The 17,106-nt window shown below is 37.8% G+C and carries 16 protein-coding genes and 1 pseudogene; 2 read left to right on the top strand and 15 right to left on the bottom strand.

Translation table 11 applies throughout. The features are described 5' to 3' along the window. Positions 1 to 4: 4 nt before the first annotated feature. From RE431_RS04005 to RE431_RS03945, 13 genes are all read right to left on the bottom strand, one after another. On the bottom strand, positions 5 to 1,585 hold the full coding sequence (locus RE431_RS04005; protein WP_309560679.1) for a sensor histidine kinase: 1,581 nt from the start codon (positions 1,583 to 1,585) through the stop codon (positions 5 to 7). A 64-nt stretch (positions 1,586 to 1,649) separates the two neighbouring features. Then, on the bottom strand, positions 1,650 to 2,243 hold the full coding sequence (coaE, locus tag RE431_RS04000; RefSeq protein WP_309560678.1) for a dephospho-CoA kinase: 594 nt from the start codon (positions 2,241 to 2,243) through the stop codon (positions 1,650 to 1,652). After that, on the bottom strand, positions 2,240 to 3,187 hold the full coding sequence (locus tag RE431_RS03995) for a YbbR-like domain-containing protein (RefSeq protein WP_309560677.1): 948 nt from the start codon (positions 3,185 to 3,187) through the stop codon (positions 2,240 to 2,242). The genes coaE and RE431_RS03995 overlap by 4 nt, the downstream gene beginning before the upstream one ends. Beyond that, positions 3,174 to 4,184 carry a glycosyltransferase family 2 protein gene (locus RE431_RS03990; protein WP_309560676.1) on the bottom strand — a complete coding sequence of 337 codons (1,011 nt, stop codon included), beginning with the start codon at positions 4,182 to 4,184 and terminating at the stop codon, positions 3,174 to 3,176. The genes RE431_RS03995 and RE431_RS03990 overlap by 14 nt, the downstream gene beginning before the upstream one ends. Positions 4,185 to 4,263: 79 nt before the next feature. Further along, positions 4,264 to 5,085 (bottom strand): enoyl-ACP reductase FabI, encoded by an 822-nt coding sequence (locus RE431_RS03985; RefSeq protein WP_309560675.1) that lies wholly within the window; start codon positions 5,083 to 5,085, stop codon positions 4,264 to 4,266. A 120-nt stretch (positions 5,086 to 5,205) separates the two neighbouring features. Next, positions 5,206 to 6,858: a DNA repair protein RecN gene (recN, locus tag RE431_RS03980; protein WP_309560674.1), complete on the bottom strand. Its 1,653-nt coding sequence runs from the start codon at positions 6,856 to 6,858 to the stop codon at positions 5,206 to 5,208. 58 nt (positions 6,859 to 6,916) lie between these two features. Then, positions 6,917 to 7,807 (bottom strand): type IX secretion system protein PorD, encoded by an 891-nt coding sequence (porD, locus tag RE431_RS03975; protein ID WP_309560673.1) that lies wholly within the window; start codon positions 7,805 to 7,807, stop codon positions 6,917 to 6,919. Further along, entirely contained in the window at positions 7,800 to 9,008 is a 1,209-nt protein-coding gene (gene coaBC, locus RE431_RS03970; RefSeq protein ID WP_309560672.1) for a bifunctional phosphopantothenoylcysteine decarboxylase/phosphopantothenate--cysteine ligase CoaBC, read from the bottom strand. The genes porD and coaBC overlap by 8 nt, the downstream gene beginning before the upstream one ends. A gap of 14 nt (positions 9,009 to 9,022) precedes the next feature. Next, positions 9,023 to 9,349, bottom strand: coding sequence for a DNA-directed RNA polymerase subunit omega (locus RE431_RS03965; protein WP_309561327.1), 327 nt, complete (start codon positions 9,347 to 9,349; stop codon positions 9,023 to 9,025). A gap of 11 nt (positions 9,350 to 9,360) precedes the next feature. Further along, entirely contained in the window at positions 9,361 to 10,185 is an 825-nt protein-coding gene (locus RE431_RS03960; RefSeq protein ID WP_309560671.1) for an outer membrane protein assembly factor BamD, read from the bottom strand. 112 nt (positions 10,186 to 10,297) lie between these two features. Then, positions 10,298 to 11,173: a 4-hydroxy-tetrahydrodipicolinate synthase gene (gene dapA / locus RE431_RS03955; protein ID WP_309560670.1), complete on the bottom strand. Its 876-nt coding sequence runs from the start codon at positions 11,171 to 11,173 to the stop codon at positions 10,298 to 10,300. Beyond that, on the bottom strand, positions 11,173 to 11,685 hold the full coding sequence (locus RE431_RS03950) for a DUF6913 domain-containing protein (RefSeq protein WP_309560669.1): 513 nt from the start codon (positions 11,683 to 11,685) through the stop codon (positions 11,173 to 11,175). The genes dapA and RE431_RS03950 overlap by 1 nt, the downstream gene beginning before the upstream one ends. A gap of 123 nt (positions 11,686 to 11,808) precedes the next feature. Next, the gene (locus RE431_RS03945) at positions 11,809 to 12,180 is read right to left on the bottom strand and encodes a hypothetical protein (RefSeq protein ID WP_309560668.1); all 372 of its coding nucleotides are present in this window, start codon (positions 12,178 to 12,180) and stop codon (positions 11,809 to 11,811) included. 559 nt (positions 12,181 to 12,739) lie between these two features. Here RE431_RS03945 and RE431_RS03940 point away from each other — a divergent pair. Together RE431_RS03940 and RE431_RS03935 are read left to right on the top strand one after the other, a co-directional pair. After that, positions 12,740 to 13,495 carry a 5'-nucleotidase C-terminal domain-containing protein gene (locus RE431_RS03940; RefSeq protein ID WP_309560667.1) on the top strand — a complete coding sequence of 252 codons (756 nt, stop codon included), beginning with the start codon at positions 12,740 to 12,742 and terminating at the stop codon, positions 13,493 to 13,495. 3 nt (positions 13,496 to 13,498) lie between these two features. Further along, a pseudogene (locus tag RE431_RS03935) lies at positions 13,499 to 14,410 on the top strand (metallophosphatase). Positions 14,411 to 14,413: 3 nt separating this feature from the next. Here RE431_RS03935 and RE431_RS03930 read toward each other — a convergent pair. Both RE431_RS03930 and ligA read right to left on the bottom strand, forming a co-directional pair. Beyond that, positions 14,414 to 15,091, bottom strand: a complete 678-nt coding sequence (locus RE431_RS03930) for a M15 family metallopeptidase (protein ID WP_309560666.1) — start codon at positions 15,089 to 15,091, stop codon at positions 14,414 to 14,416. A gap of 6 nt (positions 15,092 to 15,097) precedes the next feature. After that, entirely contained in the window at positions 15,098 to 17,095 is a 1,998-nt protein-coding gene (gene ligA, locus RE431_RS03925; RefSeq protein WP_309560665.1) for an NAD-dependent DNA ligase LigA, read from the bottom strand. Positions 17,096 to 17,106: the final 11 nt, after the last annotated feature.

Here is a 17,106-nt window from a genome sequence, read left to right as displayed (position 1 = left end):
ATATTTAAGATATTAGTGGTAGTTTAATATAAAAGGTACTTCCTTTTCCTTTTTCGCTACTAACGGTAATGTCCCCATGATGGTCTTCAATGATTCGGCGGGCATAAGCCAGGCCTAATCCGTGACCTTTGACATTGTGAATATCACCGGTATGTTCACGATAAAATTTTTCAAATATTTTCTTTTGAACCAGTTTCGTCATACCAACTCCCTGGTCTCTAATTTCACAACAGATATAGTTCTTTACGTTCGTGGTATAGATATCTATTTTTGGCGAATCTTCTGAATACTTGATCGCATTATCCAGAATATTTACGATCACATTGGTAAAATGATCCTGGTTCGCAAGTATAGATGATCTAAGGGCTCCAAAATGCGTTTGAATATAACCTCCACGGTCTTCTACTATAAGTTCTACATGCGTCACTGCATCATAAATAATGTCGTGAAGCTGATGCCTTTCCTTTTTAAGATCAAGCTCATTCTTTTCCAGTTTAGAAATACGTAAAACGTTCTCTACCTGAGCATGCATTCTTTTATTCTCGTCTCGTATCATCTGCAGATAGCGAGACACTTTAGAACGGTCTTCTATAACCTTTGGATTCTTGATCGCATCTAAAGCAAGGTTGATGGTTGCGATAGGTGTCTTGAATTCATGGGTCATATTATTTATAAAGTCGGTCTTTATCTGGGATATCTGTCTTTGCTTGATCAACTGGGATAATGCACTTGAATATGCGATCACAATGATCAGGGTAAAAATGATAGATAGTGATGCCATAAGGATCACTGAAGATAACACCGCCTGTTTCTTATCTGTAAAATTAACCAGCAACTGATATCCGCTATTCCCTACACTATCCATAAAAAGCGGAACTGCGTAAGTAGCCGGATGATCAAGGCTAAAGTTCTCTGAATGTAAATTTGTGGCTATAGAATTATTATATACTCCAAATTCAAAACCTGTTTCAACATTTCTCTCTTCAAGCTGCTCTTCAATAAGTTCCTGAATTGTTTCTTCTGAAACTCTTTTATGAACCGGCAACCTTACTACCAGCTCTGAAATGGCCGAACGAAGAATATCTTTCTCCACTTCTTCCATTCTAGAAATACGCTCTATATGTTCAATTCTTTGTCTTGCGCTAAGATTATCTCCGTTATCCAGCTGATTATTCCTAACAATATCGGTCACCTTTTTATTGATCATTTTGGTGAACTGGATACTATCCTCAGCAAATTGTAAAAAACCAGAAGAAACTTTATAATCTTCTTCCAGGATTATTTCTGTATTGAAAAAGGTCTCGTTTCTATTATCGTCCCGGTCACTATAAAAATACTCGGTTAAAGTTCTGTCGCTAAGCTTACTATTAAGACTATCTGGATCCTTATACTGGAAATAATATTTTTCGAACTCACGCTTCTGAATCTCTTCAGAAACATTTAGTAATACCTGCTTTGCATTATAAGAAAACTGCTCTTCACGATCGTCAATGGTGCTCTTAATCCAGTATCCCTGTACGAAAATAATACCGATTAGGGACAAGCTCATCAGCGCAACCAGAAGGACAAAAAGCTTCTTATTCATGCGGTCAAAAGTAAGATTTTAACATTTAGACATTAAAGTGTTTAACCAAATGTTAACAGAACTTCTAACAATTTTTACCTGCTTTTAAGATTTCATGATGAATATGTTCAACCTGTAGTTTCGTTTGAGCTAATTCCTCGTTATTTATTAGGAAATCGGCCATTTGCGATTTTTTTTCATCGCTCCACTGGTTATTCATTCGCTCCTGAATTTCTTCAACAGAGCTATCATCACGTTTTTGAAGTCTTAGTATTCTTAACTTTTGTGGAGCTGTTACCAGGATGCTGTAATCGCATTTTTTGTAACCACCGGTTTCATATAGAATTGCCGCTTCGTAGATAACATATTCTGAAGTCTGATCTGAAAGCCAGGAATTAAAATCTCTTTCTACTGCCGGGTGAATGATCTGGTTAAGTCTGGAAAGTAATCCTTTATCATTAAAAACCTTTGAAGCAATGAACTTTCTATTGGGAAGCTTCTTATTATAGGCTTCCTCACCGAAAATCTGGATTACCGCCTCTCTGATCTCTTTGGAAGTGTTCATTAATCTCCTACCGGCATCATCGGCAATATAGACCGGGATACCAATTTCTTCAAAGAAACCGGCTACTGTGGTCTTTCCACTGCCAATACCACCCGTAAGGCCAATGACCATCATCGCTTGATCACGAATTGGATCCTGCGCTCGTTAAGTCTAATATTGTTAACTGACTCAGGTTTTTCAACGATCTGGGCGATCATATAATCATCACCCTCCTTAATATCCTTATAGTTACAAACCACTCTAAAGTCGGCTGCACTAATGCTTTCAAATTGTTTCAGGTTTACCTGGTAATAAACCACCACGGTTTTTGGAAAATAAGCCAGGTTAAGATTATCTGGTACATTTTCCACCTCAACGGCGATCTCAGCACTTCCTTCGGTATATTTTTCAACTTCCTGGGTATATCTCACACTGTTCTCATAAAAACTCAATTCTCCCAGCCCGGAAGTATCAATATCAATAATTCCGTCAAGATCTGAATTGATCTTACTTAAACTTAAAGATCGGGTAGGAACGCTTACCAGACTATCAATAATTTTTTCTGGTCCGCTCACCTTTACTGAATCTGGCGTAAGATAAATGGTATCATCGGCAGAAAACCCAACCGCATAGTTCACTTCAATATTCGGAATCACCTTCAGCATCTTTTCTTTCTTGAACTGAAAAGGAACAACGATCTCTTCCTGGATGATCCTGGAATTCTCGAAATCTATTTTCAATTGCTGCTCTATATCGGTAAGATGATTCTGTAAAGTATAAACCAATTGTTTTTCAGACTCCCTGGCTTTAGAAAGATCAATTATAAGCTCAGGATTAAAGATTTTGTAATAATAGATATTGAATCCGTTATCCTGTAATTGCAGATCTACATGATCTGGTTTCTGATCTGAAATACTTTTATCCAGTGGTGCGTTGGTATAGCTCACCGGGATCTCGATCAATTGCGTATAGGTTTTGGAGAATTGCACAAGCACCCAAACAATGGCAGAGAAGATCAGAAAAAAACTGAAGGTCTTTACACTGGATTTTTTAAATCTTGGCTTTCTACGCACCGGCATCTTTTTTAAAGAATAAATGAGGGAACTCTTTCTCTGGTTCTCCGTTCAGAATACTGATCTTATAGCTTGAGATTAAAAATCCCGTACCGTAACCTGTAAATTGAACAAAAACCGCTCTTATAGCGAGTAACCCAATATAAATACTTTTATTTTTTATTGCAGCATCTATGCCAATAATTAGGAAATAAATAAGGTAACAACCAATAAAAAATGACTCACCGACTATAGCCATAAGAATGGAAAATACAAATCCGACTATAAATGCGCTGGGAAACCAGTATGTCATTTTTGAAGAGCTGGGATGCCACTTATTTAATATCGGCCTAACCATTCCGAATTTTTTAACCTGTGTATAAAATTTGCTCCAGTCTATCCTGCGTTTATGAAAGACCTTAGCATCAGGTATCAAACATATCTTAAATCCAGCATCTTGCAATCTAAGACTCAGATCCGGATCTTCTCCGGGATGTATGTGCCCAAATCCCTGACTGGCCTCAAAAGCTTCACGGCTTATGCCCATATTAAAACTTCTAGGCTGAAATCCTTTGCTGGAGCCACCTCTTATTCCACCAGTAGTAAAAAAAGAAGTCATGGTATAATCTATCGCCTTTTGAATATCGGTAAAGGAATCATGTGCCGCATCTGGACCTCCAAAGCAATCGCAATAGTCATTTTCCAGAAACGTATTCACCTCTTTCAGGTAATTTTCCGGTAAGATCACGTCAGAATCAAGAATCAGAAAATAATCTGCTTTCGCTTTTTTCATTCCGTAATTCCTGGAATCGCCGGGTCCGGAATTACTTTTATAATAATAGCTGATATTGAGATCTTCCGCATAATCTTTCACGACCTCGTCAGACCTCAAACTGGAACCATCTTCCACGATCACCACCTCAAAGGAAACCTTTGAAATCAATTTCCTCATACTTTCCAGTAGCTCCCTGATCTCATCAGGACGGTTATATACCGGAATCACAAAGGAATATTCTGGTTGCATGTAAAATGGTTATAAAAAGAAACTGCCGAAATCTGTTCTATTAAGATACAGTATTCCGGCAGTAATATATGATTTATTCTTAGTCTTCGTCTTTAGTAAAAGCTTCCATTACCTCCTGGCTAACTCCCGTATTTGAGAATCCTCCATCATGGAAAAGATTTTGAAGCGTAACCTTTTTGGTAAGGTCTGAGAATAAGGTCAATGTATAATTAGCACATTCTTCAGCCGTAGCATTTCCTAGCGGAGACATTTTTTCAGCAAAAGCAATAAAGCCATCAAAACCTTTCACTCCCTGACCGGCAGTGGTTGGAGTTGGAGACTGAGAAATAGTATTTACTCTTACCTTTTTATCTTTTCCGAAGAAATAACCGAAACTACGAGCAATGGATTCAAGATATGCCTTGTTATCTGCCATATCATTATAGTCTGGGAAAACTCTTTGCGCAGCCATATAACTCAAAGCTACGATACTTCCCCACTCGCTCATTGCATCTTTCTTAAAAAGAACCTGCATTGTTTTGTGGAAAGAAACAGCAGATACATCCCAACCTTTTGTGGTGTAATCGTAATTCATATCTGTATAGTGGTTTCCTTTTCTCACATTTACAGACATCCCGATGGAATGCAATACAAAATCGATCTTTCCTCCAAGGATCTCAACAGCCTTTTCTACAAGGTTTTCAAGGTCTTCAACTTTAGTAGCATCTGCCGGAATGATCTCAGATCCTGTTTTTTCAGCAAGATCTTTAATACTTCCCATTCTCATGGCGATAGGTGCGTTTGTTAGAACAAAAGTTCCACCTTCTTCATGAACTTTTTCAGCTGTTTTCCAGGCAATAGAATTCTCATCCAGTGCTCCGAAAATAATTCCTCTTTTACCTTTAAGCAGGTTATATGACATGTGATTTATATTTTGTGGTTGTTAAGCTTGTAAATATAGCAAAGTTGATGGAAATACTTTTTATGAAAAGGCCCAAGATTTACTGATACTTCAAGACTGGAGATCTGCAGATTACGAAAATTAATTCAGTAAGGCTTTTGCATGTGCCCTGGCCGAATCGCTTTTGGTATTACCGCCAAGCATCAAAGCAAGTTCCTCAATACGGTCGTTTTCTTCTAGTCTTACGATCTTCGTTTGGGTAGCTACTTCATTATCTTCCTTAAAAATCTTAAAATGTGTAGCTCCTTTCCCAGCGATCTGTGGTAAATGTGTAATTGCGATCACCTGCATGTTATTCCCCATTTTCTGTAATATCTCGCCCATCTTTTTGGCGATCTCACCGGAAACTCCAGTGTCTATTTCATCAAAAATGATCGTTGGCAGGTTACTTTGTGCAGCAAGAATACTTTTCACTGCCAGCATGATCCTGGAAAGTTCACCTCCAGAAGCTGCTTTCTTTATCTCCTTAAAATCACCTCCTTTATTGGCAGCAAGAAACCAATCCAGTTTATCTCTACCATTACTAAGAAACTCTTTCCCCTGTTCCAGCCTGATATCAAGCCTAGCATTCGGCATTCCCAGATCTTTCAGGATCTGCTCTGTTTGTTCAATAAAAGCCGGAACTATTTTTTCCCGGTTGGCATGTAATGCATCAGCAGTTTTACCAAGGCTATTTTCTTTCTCCTGAATTGCCAACTGAATTTCTTTTAATGCAGATTCCGCATTTTCTGTAACTGAAACTTTTTCCTGAAGAGAATCAATGATAGCCAGCAATTCCTCTACGTTCTCAGCATTATGCTTTTTCTGAAGATTATAGATCAACTGAAGCTTTTGATTCACAATTTCCAGTTCTTCCGGGTTTGCTTCAATTCTATCCAGTGCATCGGTCATTTCAGCTTCAAGATCATCCAGCTCTATAATTGCACTTTGAATCCTGCTATGAAAATTCTCGTAATTGGCTGAAAATTTTGAAATTCGTGACAGGTTTGCCCTTACCGCTTTCAGACTTTCCAGGCTTCCAATTTCCTCTTGTTGTAATAAATTAATAGCAGAACTTAAGTTTTCAGTAAGCTCTTCCACATTGTTCAATTCTTCATATCGCTCTTCCAATTCTTCCAGCATTCCGGCCTTAAGACCTGCTTCTTCAAGCTCATTCAGAAGAAATAAATTATAATCATATTCTTTCGCCGCCTGTGATTGTTGCTCTTTCAACTCTTCATGACGGTTCATCAGAACCTTATATTCTTTCAATTCATTCTTGTACTGAAGGATGACAGATTCATTCTTCGCAATAGTATCTATGACATTAAATTGATAATCGGCATTCCCAAGACTCAAAGTCTCATGCTGACTATGAATATCAATTAGGTAATTTCCCAGTTTTTGGAGCGCGGTGATCTTAACCGGAGTATCATTTATGAATGCACGTGATTTTCCTGAAGGCAATATCTCTCTTCTGATAATGCTCTGAGTTTCATAATCCAGATCTTCCTTTTTAAAGAAATTCTCCAGCTTATAATTGGAAATACTGAAAGTTCCTTCAATCACACACTTCTTTTCTGTATTTCGAATAGAACTGAAATCGGCGCGATCTCCAAGCAATAATCCCAGAGCGCCGAGCATTATAGATTTTCCTGCACCGGTCTCACCTGTAATAATGGTGAATCCAGGCTGAAGACCAATGTTGATATCTTCAATTAGTGCGTAATTTTTTATAGAAAGAGATGTAAGCAAATCGGTTAAAATTTGTGCTAAATATACGGGAGAAAAAAATTGAAATCAACCTAAATGCCTACTGAATATTTCTCCAGTTTCTGGCGTACCTGGGAGCAATATTATTCAGGGTTTCCATTAGTTCACGACTATCTTCCACAGCCGGACCTCCGGAATATACAGAGGTGATCTCGTCTGCCTTAGAGTCCAGAAAGGCTCTTAATAAAAGGGAATTATTACGGCGATTGTTCATCACTTCGAGATCGTTCAAAGCTTCAGCTATAGTATTTTTTCCAGCCAGCACATCTTCGTGCATTACATCCAGGCCTAAACGATGGTATTTATAAAGTGCTGTTCTATATTCAGCATAGGTGTTAGCCAGAAGATCGGCATTAAGCCTGAATCTTGAACGCTGACCGTCTGAACCTCTCCAACCCTGAGAATTTCCCTGTTGGGCATTGGTCACCACTCTATTGGCTTCTTCATAATAGGCAGTTCCGCCTTCCAGTTCAAATGTATCTGCATCCATTCCCAGAATCGTATACACGTAAAATGAGATTACTGAAATTAGGTTAGAATTAAATGTGTTCTGACTATAATTAAGCGGTTGATATTCTCTGTAGCTAAAGGAAAATTGTTCATCGTTAAAGTTGAACACCGGAGTGATCATGGAAGTTCCGTAAACCGGTCTTGAGGACTGCACCTGAATTGTTCCATTAAAACTCTCTCCTTCAAAACTATTTATCGTTATGAACATACTGCAATTGATACGCTCATGATTCTGGAATTTCTTATCGGTCCAGGTAGTTTGATTTACAAATTCATTTAATGCTCGCTCCAGGGTTTTAAAAACCGAAAGATTGGCTTGTCCCGTCTGGTCGGCGTTTACAATGACCTCACAATTAAGCTGTTGCGCAGAGGCAAACTGCAAACAGGCAAAAAACATGATGATTGTAAGAATTTTACGCATTAAATAATTCGATGATTTCATTTAAAATATCTCCGGCAACTTCTTTCTTGGATTTTAAATCAAAATCCTTTTTTCTATCCGGGTATATGATGCTGATCTTATTGGTATCACTTTTAAAACCTGCTCCTTTATCGTTGAGTGAATTTAAAACAATAAAATCAAGATTCTTCTTTTTAAGCTTTTTTCTTGCGTTTTCCTCCTCATTGTTCGTTTCCAGAGCAAAGCCTATAAGTTTCTGCCCTCTCTTTTCTTCGCCCAAACTTGCCAGAATATCTTCAGTTTTGGTCAATTCAAGGGTTAAAGAATCATCATTTTTCTTGATCTTTTTATCAGCAACGAATTTAGGCTTATAATCGGCTACAGCTGCTGCAGATACAAAAACATCAGTTTCAGCAAAATTAGCATGAGCAGCCTCATACATATCCCTCGTGCTGGTCACTCTTAGGAGATTGATATGTTTTTCGTCAATGCTCAGATGCGTTGGCCCTGAAATAAGAGTTACCTCAGCTCCAAGTTTCATGGCAGCTTCAGCAATTTCATATCCCATTTTCCCGCTGGAATGGTTTCCTATAAAACGTACAGGATCTATAGCTTCGTATGTTGGGCCTGCAGTAATCAGGATTTTTTTCCCTTTTAATGGAAGATCTTCAGAAAAATGATTTTCAATAAAATCAATGATCTCCTCAGGTTCAGCCATTCTTCCCTCGCCATGAAGACCACTGGCAAGCTCACCGTCACCGGCAGGGATCATGATATTCTCATATTCCTGTAGTTTCTGAAAGCTATTTTTTGTGGATGGATGTTTGTACATATCCAGGTCCATTGCAGGCGCAAAGAAAACAGGACATTTAGCTGAAAGATACGTAGCCAGTAAAAAATTATCGCTATTACCCGATGCCATTTTAGATAAAGTACTGGCTGTAGCAGGGGCTATAAGCATGAAATCGGCCCAAAGGCCGAGTTCAACGTGATTGTTCCATTTTGCATTCTCATCTTCCTCATCTGTAAATGAAGAAAAAACTTCATTCTTGGAGAGCGTGGAAAGTGTAAGCGGAGTGATAAATTCTTTTGCTGCAGGCGTCATCACGACTTTTACGCTAGCACCTGCCTTAACAAATAAACGTACTAGAGCGGCAGTTTTAAAAGCGGCGATACCACCGGTAATACCTAATAAAACCTTTTTGCCTTTAAGTACAGACATATTTGCTTTAAGATCTATTCTTCGATGTCTTTTGTGTTACGGTAGTAGATCTTGTCTTCTAACCATTCCTGGATCGCAAGAGACTGTGGCTTAGGCAATCTTTCGTAGAATTTAGAAACTTCGATCTGCTCTTTGTTCTCAAAGATCTCGTCAAGAGAATCGTTGTAAGTAGCAAATTCATCAAGCTTCTCTAATAATTCTTTCTTGATTTCACCATTGATCTGTCCAGCTCTTTTAGCAACTATTGAGATCGCTTCATAAATATTTCCGGTTGGAGCATCTACTTTATTCCTGTTGATAGTAGTAGTGTTTACCGGTGCATCAATTTTCTTAAAATCCATCATTCCTAAAATTAAAAATTCTGTAACCTTTTATCAATCTCTGACATTGAATCTTCCAGTTGTGGAACATATTCTCCTTCAGGATAGTATTTTTTGTAAGATTTGTATTGTTCTTTTGCATTGTTCAGCCTTTCTTCCATCAAAACTTCAAAACTATTAATGGCAAGCCTGTAAGCTGAATCGAACCTGTAATAATAAGCTGCTTCTCTAAACGGAGAACCAGGATAATCTGCAATAAAGTTATTAAAAGAAGCGATAGCCGCTTTATAATATTCTGTATGATGATACTGCTTAGCGATTTCGTAAGCTTTCTTTTCAAGTTTTACACGAAGTTCAGTAGCCATGTTGTTAGCCTCTTCAGTATATTCACCGTCAGGATATGTATTTAAATAAACCTGAAGTTCTTCAATCGCTTTATGCGTATCTGTCTGGTCCAGGTTAAACCTTGGTGAGCGATAGAAATAACAGGAAGCTGCTTTATAAGAAGCCTCTTCTGCCTTCTGGCTGTTAGGGTATAACTGCAGGAATCTTTCAAAATGAAATGGAGAATTAAAATAATCTCCTAATTGATAATACGTATCGGCAAGAATAAATACCAATCTCTCTCCCTGAGGTTTTCCACGAAACTGAGGTTCGATCTGTTCTAGTAATCTTAAAGCCTTACGTAGCTTTTTATTACTATCTTCTTCTTTGCCTTCATTATATAATTCTTCTGCAGCCGAATATTTTGGTGCAGTATCTTCACTTTTAAGCAACTTCTGGTACTCACTACAAGATAGCGTCACCATTAGCAGACCTAAAACAAGAATTCCTTTTTTCATGATACGTAAAAACATCTGGCAAAAATACATTTTTTGTTACTATAAAAAAAACTTTCCTAAACTACTCAAATAACCCTAGAATCAAGAGTTTATTGCAGTGGGAAAGTTCTTTTCGAAAAAAAATCTCTTAGAAATTATCTACAAAGGCGTTGATACGCTCCTGTAAAATTTCAGATGCTTCCACTAGAGGTAGTCTCAAAGTATTTTTGATCATATTCTTTTTAGCCAGCAAAGCTTTGATCCCTGCAGGATTTCCTTCAGCAAAAATCAGGTCTATGGAAGGAGCTATTCTGTAGTGCAGTTTATAGGCTTCAGCAACTTTACCTTCCAGTCCCGCTCTTACCATATCTGAAAATTCTTTAGGCAGCCCCTGACCAATTACCGAGATCACTCCCTTACCTCCAGCAAGTGTCATTGGAAGAGTGATCATATCATCTCCTGAGATCACTAGAAATTCTTCAGGAACAAGGCTTATAAGTTTCATTGCCTGCACGATATCTCCGGCAGCTTCTTTTACCCCGATCACATTGTCGCAATTTCTTGCAATTCTATCGATAGTTTCAGGCAGCATGTTAGAGGAAGTTCTTCCAGGAACATTGTAAAGTATGATTGGAAGCGGCGATGCTTTTGAAACAGCTTCAAAGTGACGATAGATCCCTTCCTGGGTTGGTTTATTATAATAAGGAGAAACTGAAAGTATAGCATCAAACCCGTCAAGATTCGCTGTTTTTAACTCTTCTACAACTCCGGCAGTATTATTACCACCTATACCAAGAACCAATGGTAATTTTCCCGCATTCGTCTCGATCACAGTTTTTTTAACCAGTTCCTTTTCTTCGTTTGTAAGCGTGGCGCTTTCAGCAGTTGTTCCAAGAACCACCAGGTATTCAATTCCATTTGCGATCTGATCTTTTACAAGATCGTTCAACGCATTTGTATCTACAGATAAATCCTCTTTAAATGGAGTGATAAGTGCTACTCCCGTACCAATAAAGGCTTCCATCAATTATTCTTTTTTAAGATTTCTATATATTTTAAAACCTCCTGCTGAAAAATCTCAATTTCATCAGCATGAACCTCAACATCATAAATTCCGTAATCATCAGGTGAATTTCCAATTTTCACACATGCTTTCGTTTCGGCTGCAAGCAAAGATCCCGTTTTCGACCTTTTCGTAAAATGACAGATCAAAAAATCAAATTTTTCACTGCTAAAGCTCTTGATCGATTCAGACTTAAAATCTCCAGAAACGGTAATTTCTTTAGTATCTAAAACAGCTGCATTCCAGTCATCTGAAATTGCTTCGGCGGTTCCACATATTACTATACTAAGATCATCTTTTCTAAAATCTGATTCGCGATAAATTTCAAAAAGCTTAGCCTTGTTTTCTACATTTTCAGCATCAATGATCAAACCGATCTTTCCGGAATTCATTTTCGAAGGAATATGATTCCCTTTCAAGGCCTTATTTATCCTTTTCGTGTAAATGATATTTTTTAATTTACCGGAGATCATCTTGAAATTTAAGTGAGGCAAATGTAAATAATTTCCATCAGGAACAATGAAGATTAAGTCTCCCGAAAAACTTCGTTCTACAGGAATTTAACAGCTTTAATTATTTTGTGAAATGAGGGAAAACTATACAAGATTGATAAGCCGCAATTTTTTCTCTCTTGTAGTAAAGAATTGGAAAGAAAGAATGATCGCGATAATGCTTAAAAAGTTCTTGATCGCCAGCACACTGGAATCCGGCAAATAAAAAAGTGCCATATCTCTTAATATATCTGAAACCACCAACGCCATCACTAGAGTTATAAATAAAACCGATTTTCTTGAATAAGAATTCAGATAATAGATAAGTGCAACAATAGCAAGGACAAACAAATTGATATAGTAAATTGTGTAGATCCCGTAATCAATCAATCCTGCCATGTAGATTTCCAGTTCCTGGACATGTTGATAAACGAAATACGCATTCCCAATGATTAAAATAAAAAAGAAAATAAGCATGAATTTATTCGCTGTTTTTCTTTGGGTATATTTTAATGCTTCCCGTATTAAAAAGGAATATGACAGGAGACTGAAGAGAATGGTAATTAATGACATCGATTCTTGCTCACTAAAAAAAGTTGAAAGCACCGCAAGTAAATTCAGACTCAAAAAGCCTATAATATTGAGGTTTTTGAAATTAAGTTTATCGAAATATCCGATAAGCAAGGGAACGAAAATTAACACCTCACATAAATGCGCTAACCACGGGGTATTATTAAATACCGCAAATAGGTTAATCAATACAAGAGGTAGGCAGATTAGTAGATACTTCTGTCTAGGCTTCATAATTTAGAAATGGGGCGGTAAATATATAAAAATTTGAATATCATTATGATATATTTAAAGAATCTTCTTTTTTACCGTAAAAAAAATACTGAAACCGGCTAATCCCTAAGATTCTTCGATTTTTCAATTCGCTGAAATGCCAACAAAATTTGACCTTTTCAGTCATTTAAAGAATCTTCAAGTAAATTATGTACGTGATTAGTTTTTTATATTTGCCACATATTATTGCTATATGAATCTTACTAAATATGCTTTAGTCGCCATGGCGGCGATGTTTTTTTCCTGCAAAACGGAAAAAACCGGAGTTTCCAATATTAAAACTGAAAGAATCGCGGTTGATACTTCATTAACTGAAAACACTCAAATTGCGAAATTTATTCAGCCTTACAAAGAGCATCTGAATTCCACGCTGGATTCCACCCTGGCTTACAATCCCACCTATCTATCCAAAAGCGATGGCGACTTGAATACTGCCATTGGGAATTTAATGGCAGATGCAGTATATGTACAGGCCAACCCTGTTTTTAAGAAGCAAACAGGAAATGATATGGACATGGTTCTTTTAAATCACGGAGGAATAAGAGCAGAAATACCTGATGGTAAAGTTTCAGCAAGAACAGCTTACCAGATCATGCCTTTTGAAAATGAGATCGTAGTTGCTGAACTCACCGGAACTAAAATGAAAGAAATGCTTAGTTACCTGGAGAAGGCAAAATCTGCTCATCCGGTGAGTCAAATCAAAATATTAGCAGATAGAGATTATAAGATCATCAGTGCTAGCATTAAAGGGAAGGAGATCCAGGATGATAAAAATTACTTTGTTGCTACTTCAGATTATCTGGTGAACGGTGGCGATAATATGGAGTTCTTTAAAAATCCTGTGAAATTATATAGTACAGGTTATAAAATAAGGAATGCAATGATAGATTATTTTACGAAAGTAGATACTATTCAGGCTAAAATTGACGACCGTTATATTAGAAATTAGATCATGAAAAGAAAGGAATTCATTCAAAATACGGCAGCTGCAACAGCATTCATCGGTTTAGGTGGTTTATCATCTCTATCTTTTAAATCTGCGGGCAGAAAACATATAACGATATTGCATACTAATGACGTGCATAGTCATATTGAAACATTCGGCCCGGATGCCGGAAGAAACGCAAATATGGGTGGTGTAGCCAGAAGAGCAAGCCTCGTTGAAAAGATAAGACAGGAAAACCCAAATACACTATTGCTTGATGCGGGTGATATTTTCCAGGGAACACCTTATTTTAATTTCTATGGAGGTGAATTGGAATTCAAGCTTATGAGCATGCTAAAATACGATGCGGCAACCATCGGAAACCATGATTTTGATAATGGGATCGATGGCCTATATGCCCAGCTTCCTCATGCGAAATTTCCATTTATCAGTTCTAATTACGATTTCAGCAATACGATCATGGATGGCCATACAAAAGATTACACCACCTTCATGAAAGATGATGTAAAGATCGGCGTTTTTGGACTTGGAATTGAACTAGATGGTCTTGTGGGCAACAAACTCTATAAGGAGACAAAATACCTGGATCCCATTGAAATTGCTACAGACAGATCTAGAATATTAAAAGAGGAAGAAAAGTGTGATCTTGTTATTTGCCTGTCTCATTTAGGCTAGGAATACAAAAGCGATAAGGTTTCTGACATCAAATTAGCCAGGGCTACTGAAAATATTGACCTCATCATTGGAGGACACACTCACACATTCCTTGAAAAACCGACCGTTGAAAAAAATAAAGTCGGTAAAAAGGTATTGGTAAATCAGGTGGGCTGTTATGGAGTTTACCTTGGTCGTGTAGATTTTTATCTGGATTCTGAAAAGAATATTGAAGCAGACGGAGCCAAGATCGCTATTCAGTAAAAATTATTCTACCGGAAAATCAAAATATGTAGCGGGATACGGTTCCATATCATAAGTATAATGCCACCACTCTTCGGAATAAGATCTGAACCCATATTTTCGCATTGTAAGCCTTAGAAGTTCCCGGTTCGCTTTCTGTTGCTGGGAAATACTTGAAGTATAATGATGTGATATCTCTCCGAAGAAATCATAGGGACTCCCCATATCAACATCCTGACAATCTGCAACTTTTATAAGGCTAAGATCTACCGTACTTCCCCTGGAATGACCAGATCTGGTTGCGATATATCCCAATTGAAAAAGATCCCCTTTTGCCGCATTAGGATAAAATTCCTGCTTCATTAAGGTATCATCTTCCTTTCTCGCCCATTCCATAAAATGATTAACCGCTCTTTGCGGCCTATAAGCATCATAAACCTTAAGCATAAAATCTTTCTGAATTAATTCTTTCTGAACTTTAGCCAAAGCTTTAGCTGCTGGTTCGCTTAAAATTGCCTGGGCCCTTTTGTAACCATTTATAGGTTTACCAACGAAATTATGCTCACCGGAATATCTTATCTCATATACAATATCAGAAATTAGTTCATCCAGGTAAACAAATCCATCAGGCATATCCTGTGCGTTGACACTTGAGGAAACCAATCCAAGAAAAATGAAAATACTTTTGAAATAGCGAATCATGTTTTCTTACTTATCTAGCATTTGAAGAAAATCATCTTCGCTAATAATATTGGTTCCCAATTTTTCAGCTTTGGCCAGTTTACTCGGTCCCATATTAGCACCGGCAACGAGGTAGTTCGTTTTAGAAGAAAGACTACTGGAAACTTTTCCTCCGTTATCTTCGATCAACTTTTTGAGATCGTTCCTGGAAATTTTCTCAAAAACTCCAGAGATCACGAATGTATTAGCTTCGAGAATATTGGTTTGATTCGCCAGCTTTTCAGCAGATATCTCTAATTGGATTCCATATTCTTTAAGTCTGGCTATATTTTCCCTATTAGTTTCAACCTTAAAGAATTCAACCACGCTCCAGGCAATACGTTCTCCAATTTCATCAAGATTCACTAATTCTTCTTCTGAAGCCGCCATTAATGCATCGATACTTTTAAAATGCTTAGCTAGTTTCTTTGCCACAGTTTCGCCAACATACCTTATCCCCAAGGCAAAAAGCACTCTTTCAAAAGGAATTTCCTTCGACTTTTCTATCCCGGAGATCAGATTATCGGCAGATTTTTCTGCCATTCTCTCTAGTGGCAGCACATCTTCTTTTTTCAGGGTATACAGGTCGGCGTAATTTTCAATGAGATCTGCATTCACCAGTAATGCTACAGTTTCACCTCCAAGACCTTCAATATCCATCGCCTTTCTTGAAATATAATGCTGAATTCTACCAATGATCTGCGGCGGACACCCGTATACATTAGGACAGTAATGTTGCGCTTCTCCTTCATTTCTTACCAGACCGGTATCACACTCAGGACAGGTTGAAGCATATTTGGTAGGCTCTGAATCCGGATCTCTTTTAGTAAAATCTACCCCTACGATCTTTGGAATGATCTCTCCGCCTTTTTCTACAAAAACAGTATCACCTTCACGCACATCAAGCTTTTCGATCTGATCTGCATTATGTAGCGAAGCTCTTCTAACCACCGTTCCGGCCAGTTGCACTGGATCTAAATTTGCGACGGGTGTAATTGCCCCGGTTCTTCCTACCTGGTAGGTAATCTTATTTAGTTTTGTTGATTCCTGCTCTGCCTTGAACTTATATGCGATAGCCCATCTTGGAGATTTCGCTGTATGTCCCAATTCTTCCTGTTGATGAAAATCGTTCACTTTCACCACTACTCCATCAGTTTCGTATGGCAGATCATGGCGGTGCTCATCCCAGTAATTAATATACTGTAGAACCTCATCTATAGAATTTTTCAATTCAGATTCTCCCGGCACTTTAAAACCCCATTCCCTTGCCTTTTCAAGACCTTCGAATTGAGATTTCACCCCGGTGTTATTTCCTACTATACTATATAAAAGGCATTCCAAAGGTCTTCTGGCAACCTCAGCGCTATCCTGTAACTTCAAACTTCCGGAAGCGGTGTTTCTTGGATTCGCATAAGGCTCTTCACCAATATCTACGCGCTCCGCGTTCATTTTCGCGAAACCTTCATAAGGCAGAACGATCTCTCCACGGATATCAAATTTCTCAGGGAAATCACCTTTCAGTTTAAGCGGAACAGACCTAATGGTTTTTACATTATTGGTCACATCATCTCCCTGGAATCCATCGCCGCGGGTTACAGCTCTTTTTAATAGACCATTTTCATAGGTTAAACTAATAGATGCGCCATCATACTTCAGCTCACAAACGAATTGCACTTTACCTTCAACAACCTTTCTTAATCTTGTCTCCCATTCTTCCAGCTCTTCCTTGGAATAGGAATTAGAAAGCGAATACATCCTGTTCTCATGAACTATAGTCTCAAAATTCTTGGTTATTGCACCTCCAACTCTTCTTGTTGGAGAATTAGGATCTTCAAATTCCGGATGTTTTTCTTCAAGGTCCTGAAGCTCTTTCAACTTCATATCAAAGTCATAATCGCTTATTTGAGGTTTATCCAGTACATAATAATTGTAATTATGCTGCTGAAGTTCTTCACGAAGTCCCTGAATTTTCTTTTCAACGTCCATTTATAAAGCTT

Source organism: Christiangramia sediminicola (assembly GCF_031344135.1).
Classification (GTDB): Bacteria; Bacteroidota; Bacteroidia; order Flavobacteriales; family Flavobacteriaceae; genus Christiangramia; species Christiangramia sediminicola.
This window is presented reverse-complemented; position numbering and strand designations above follow the sequence as displayed.

What these genes read in the sequence shown, in the direction of transcription:
- RE431_RS04005 (WP_309560679.1), bottom strand. Translation starts at nt 1,585, where the DNA reads ATGAATAAGAAGCTTTTTGTCCTTCTGGTTGCGCTGATGAGCTTGTCC.
- coaE (WP_309560678.1), bottom strand. Translation starts at nt 2,243, where the DNA reads ATGATGGTCATTGGCCTTACGGGTGGTATTGGCAGTGGAAAGACCACA.
- RE431_RS03995 (WP_309560677.1), bottom strand. Translation starts at nt 3,187, where the DNA reads ATGCCGGTGCGTAGAAAGCCAAGATTTAAAAAATCCAGTGTAAAGACC.
- RE431_RS03990 (WP_309560676.1), bottom strand. Translation starts at nt 4,184, where the DNA reads ATGCAACCAGAATATTCCTTTGTGATTCCGGTATATAACCGTCCTGAT.
- RE431_RS03985 (WP_309560675.1), bottom strand. Translation starts at nt 5,085, where the DNA reads ATGTCATATAACCTGCTTAAAGGTAAAAGAGGAATTATTTTCGGAGCA.
- porD (WP_309560673.1), bottom strand. Translation starts at nt 7,807, where the DNA reads ATGCGTAAAATTCTTACAATCATCATGTTTTTTGCCTGTTTGCAGTTT.
- coaBC (WP_309560672.1), bottom strand. Translation starts at nt 9,008, where the DNA reads ATGTCTGTACTTAAAGGCAAAAAGGTTTTATTAGGTATTACCGGTGGT.
- RE431_RS03965 (WP_309561327.1), bottom strand. Translation starts at nt 9,349, where the DNA reads ATGGATTTTAAGAAAATTGATGCACCGGTAAACACTACTACTATCAAC.
- RE431_RS03960 (WP_309560671.1), bottom strand. Translation starts at nt 10,185, where the DNA reads ATGTTTTTACGTATCATGAAAAAAGGAATTCTTGTTTTAGGTCTGCTA.
- dapA (WP_309560670.1), bottom strand. Translation starts at nt 11,173, where the DNA reads ATGGAAGCCTTTATTGGTACGGGAGTAGCACTTATCACTCCATTTAAA.
- RE431_RS03950 (WP_309560669.1), bottom strand. Translation starts at nt 11,685, where the DNA reads ATGATCTCCGGTAAATTAAAAAATATCATTTACACGAAAAGGATAAAT.
- RE431_RS03945 (WP_309560668.1), bottom strand. Translation starts at nt 12,180, where the DNA reads ATGCTTATTTTCTTTTTTATTTTAATCATTGGGAATGCGTATTTCGTT.
- RE431_RS03940 (WP_309560667.1), top strand. Translation starts at nt 12,740, where the DNA reads ATGAATCTTACTAAATATGCTTTAGTCGCCATGGCGGCGATGTTTTTT.
- RE431_RS03930 (WP_309560666.1), bottom strand. Translation starts at nt 15,091, where the DNA reads ATGATTCGCTATTTCAAAAGTATTTTCATTTTTCTTGGATTGGTTTCC.
- ligA (WP_309560665.1), bottom strand. Translation starts at nt 17,095, where the DNA reads ATGGACGTTGAAAAGAAAATTCAGGGACTTCGTGAAGAACTTCAGCAG.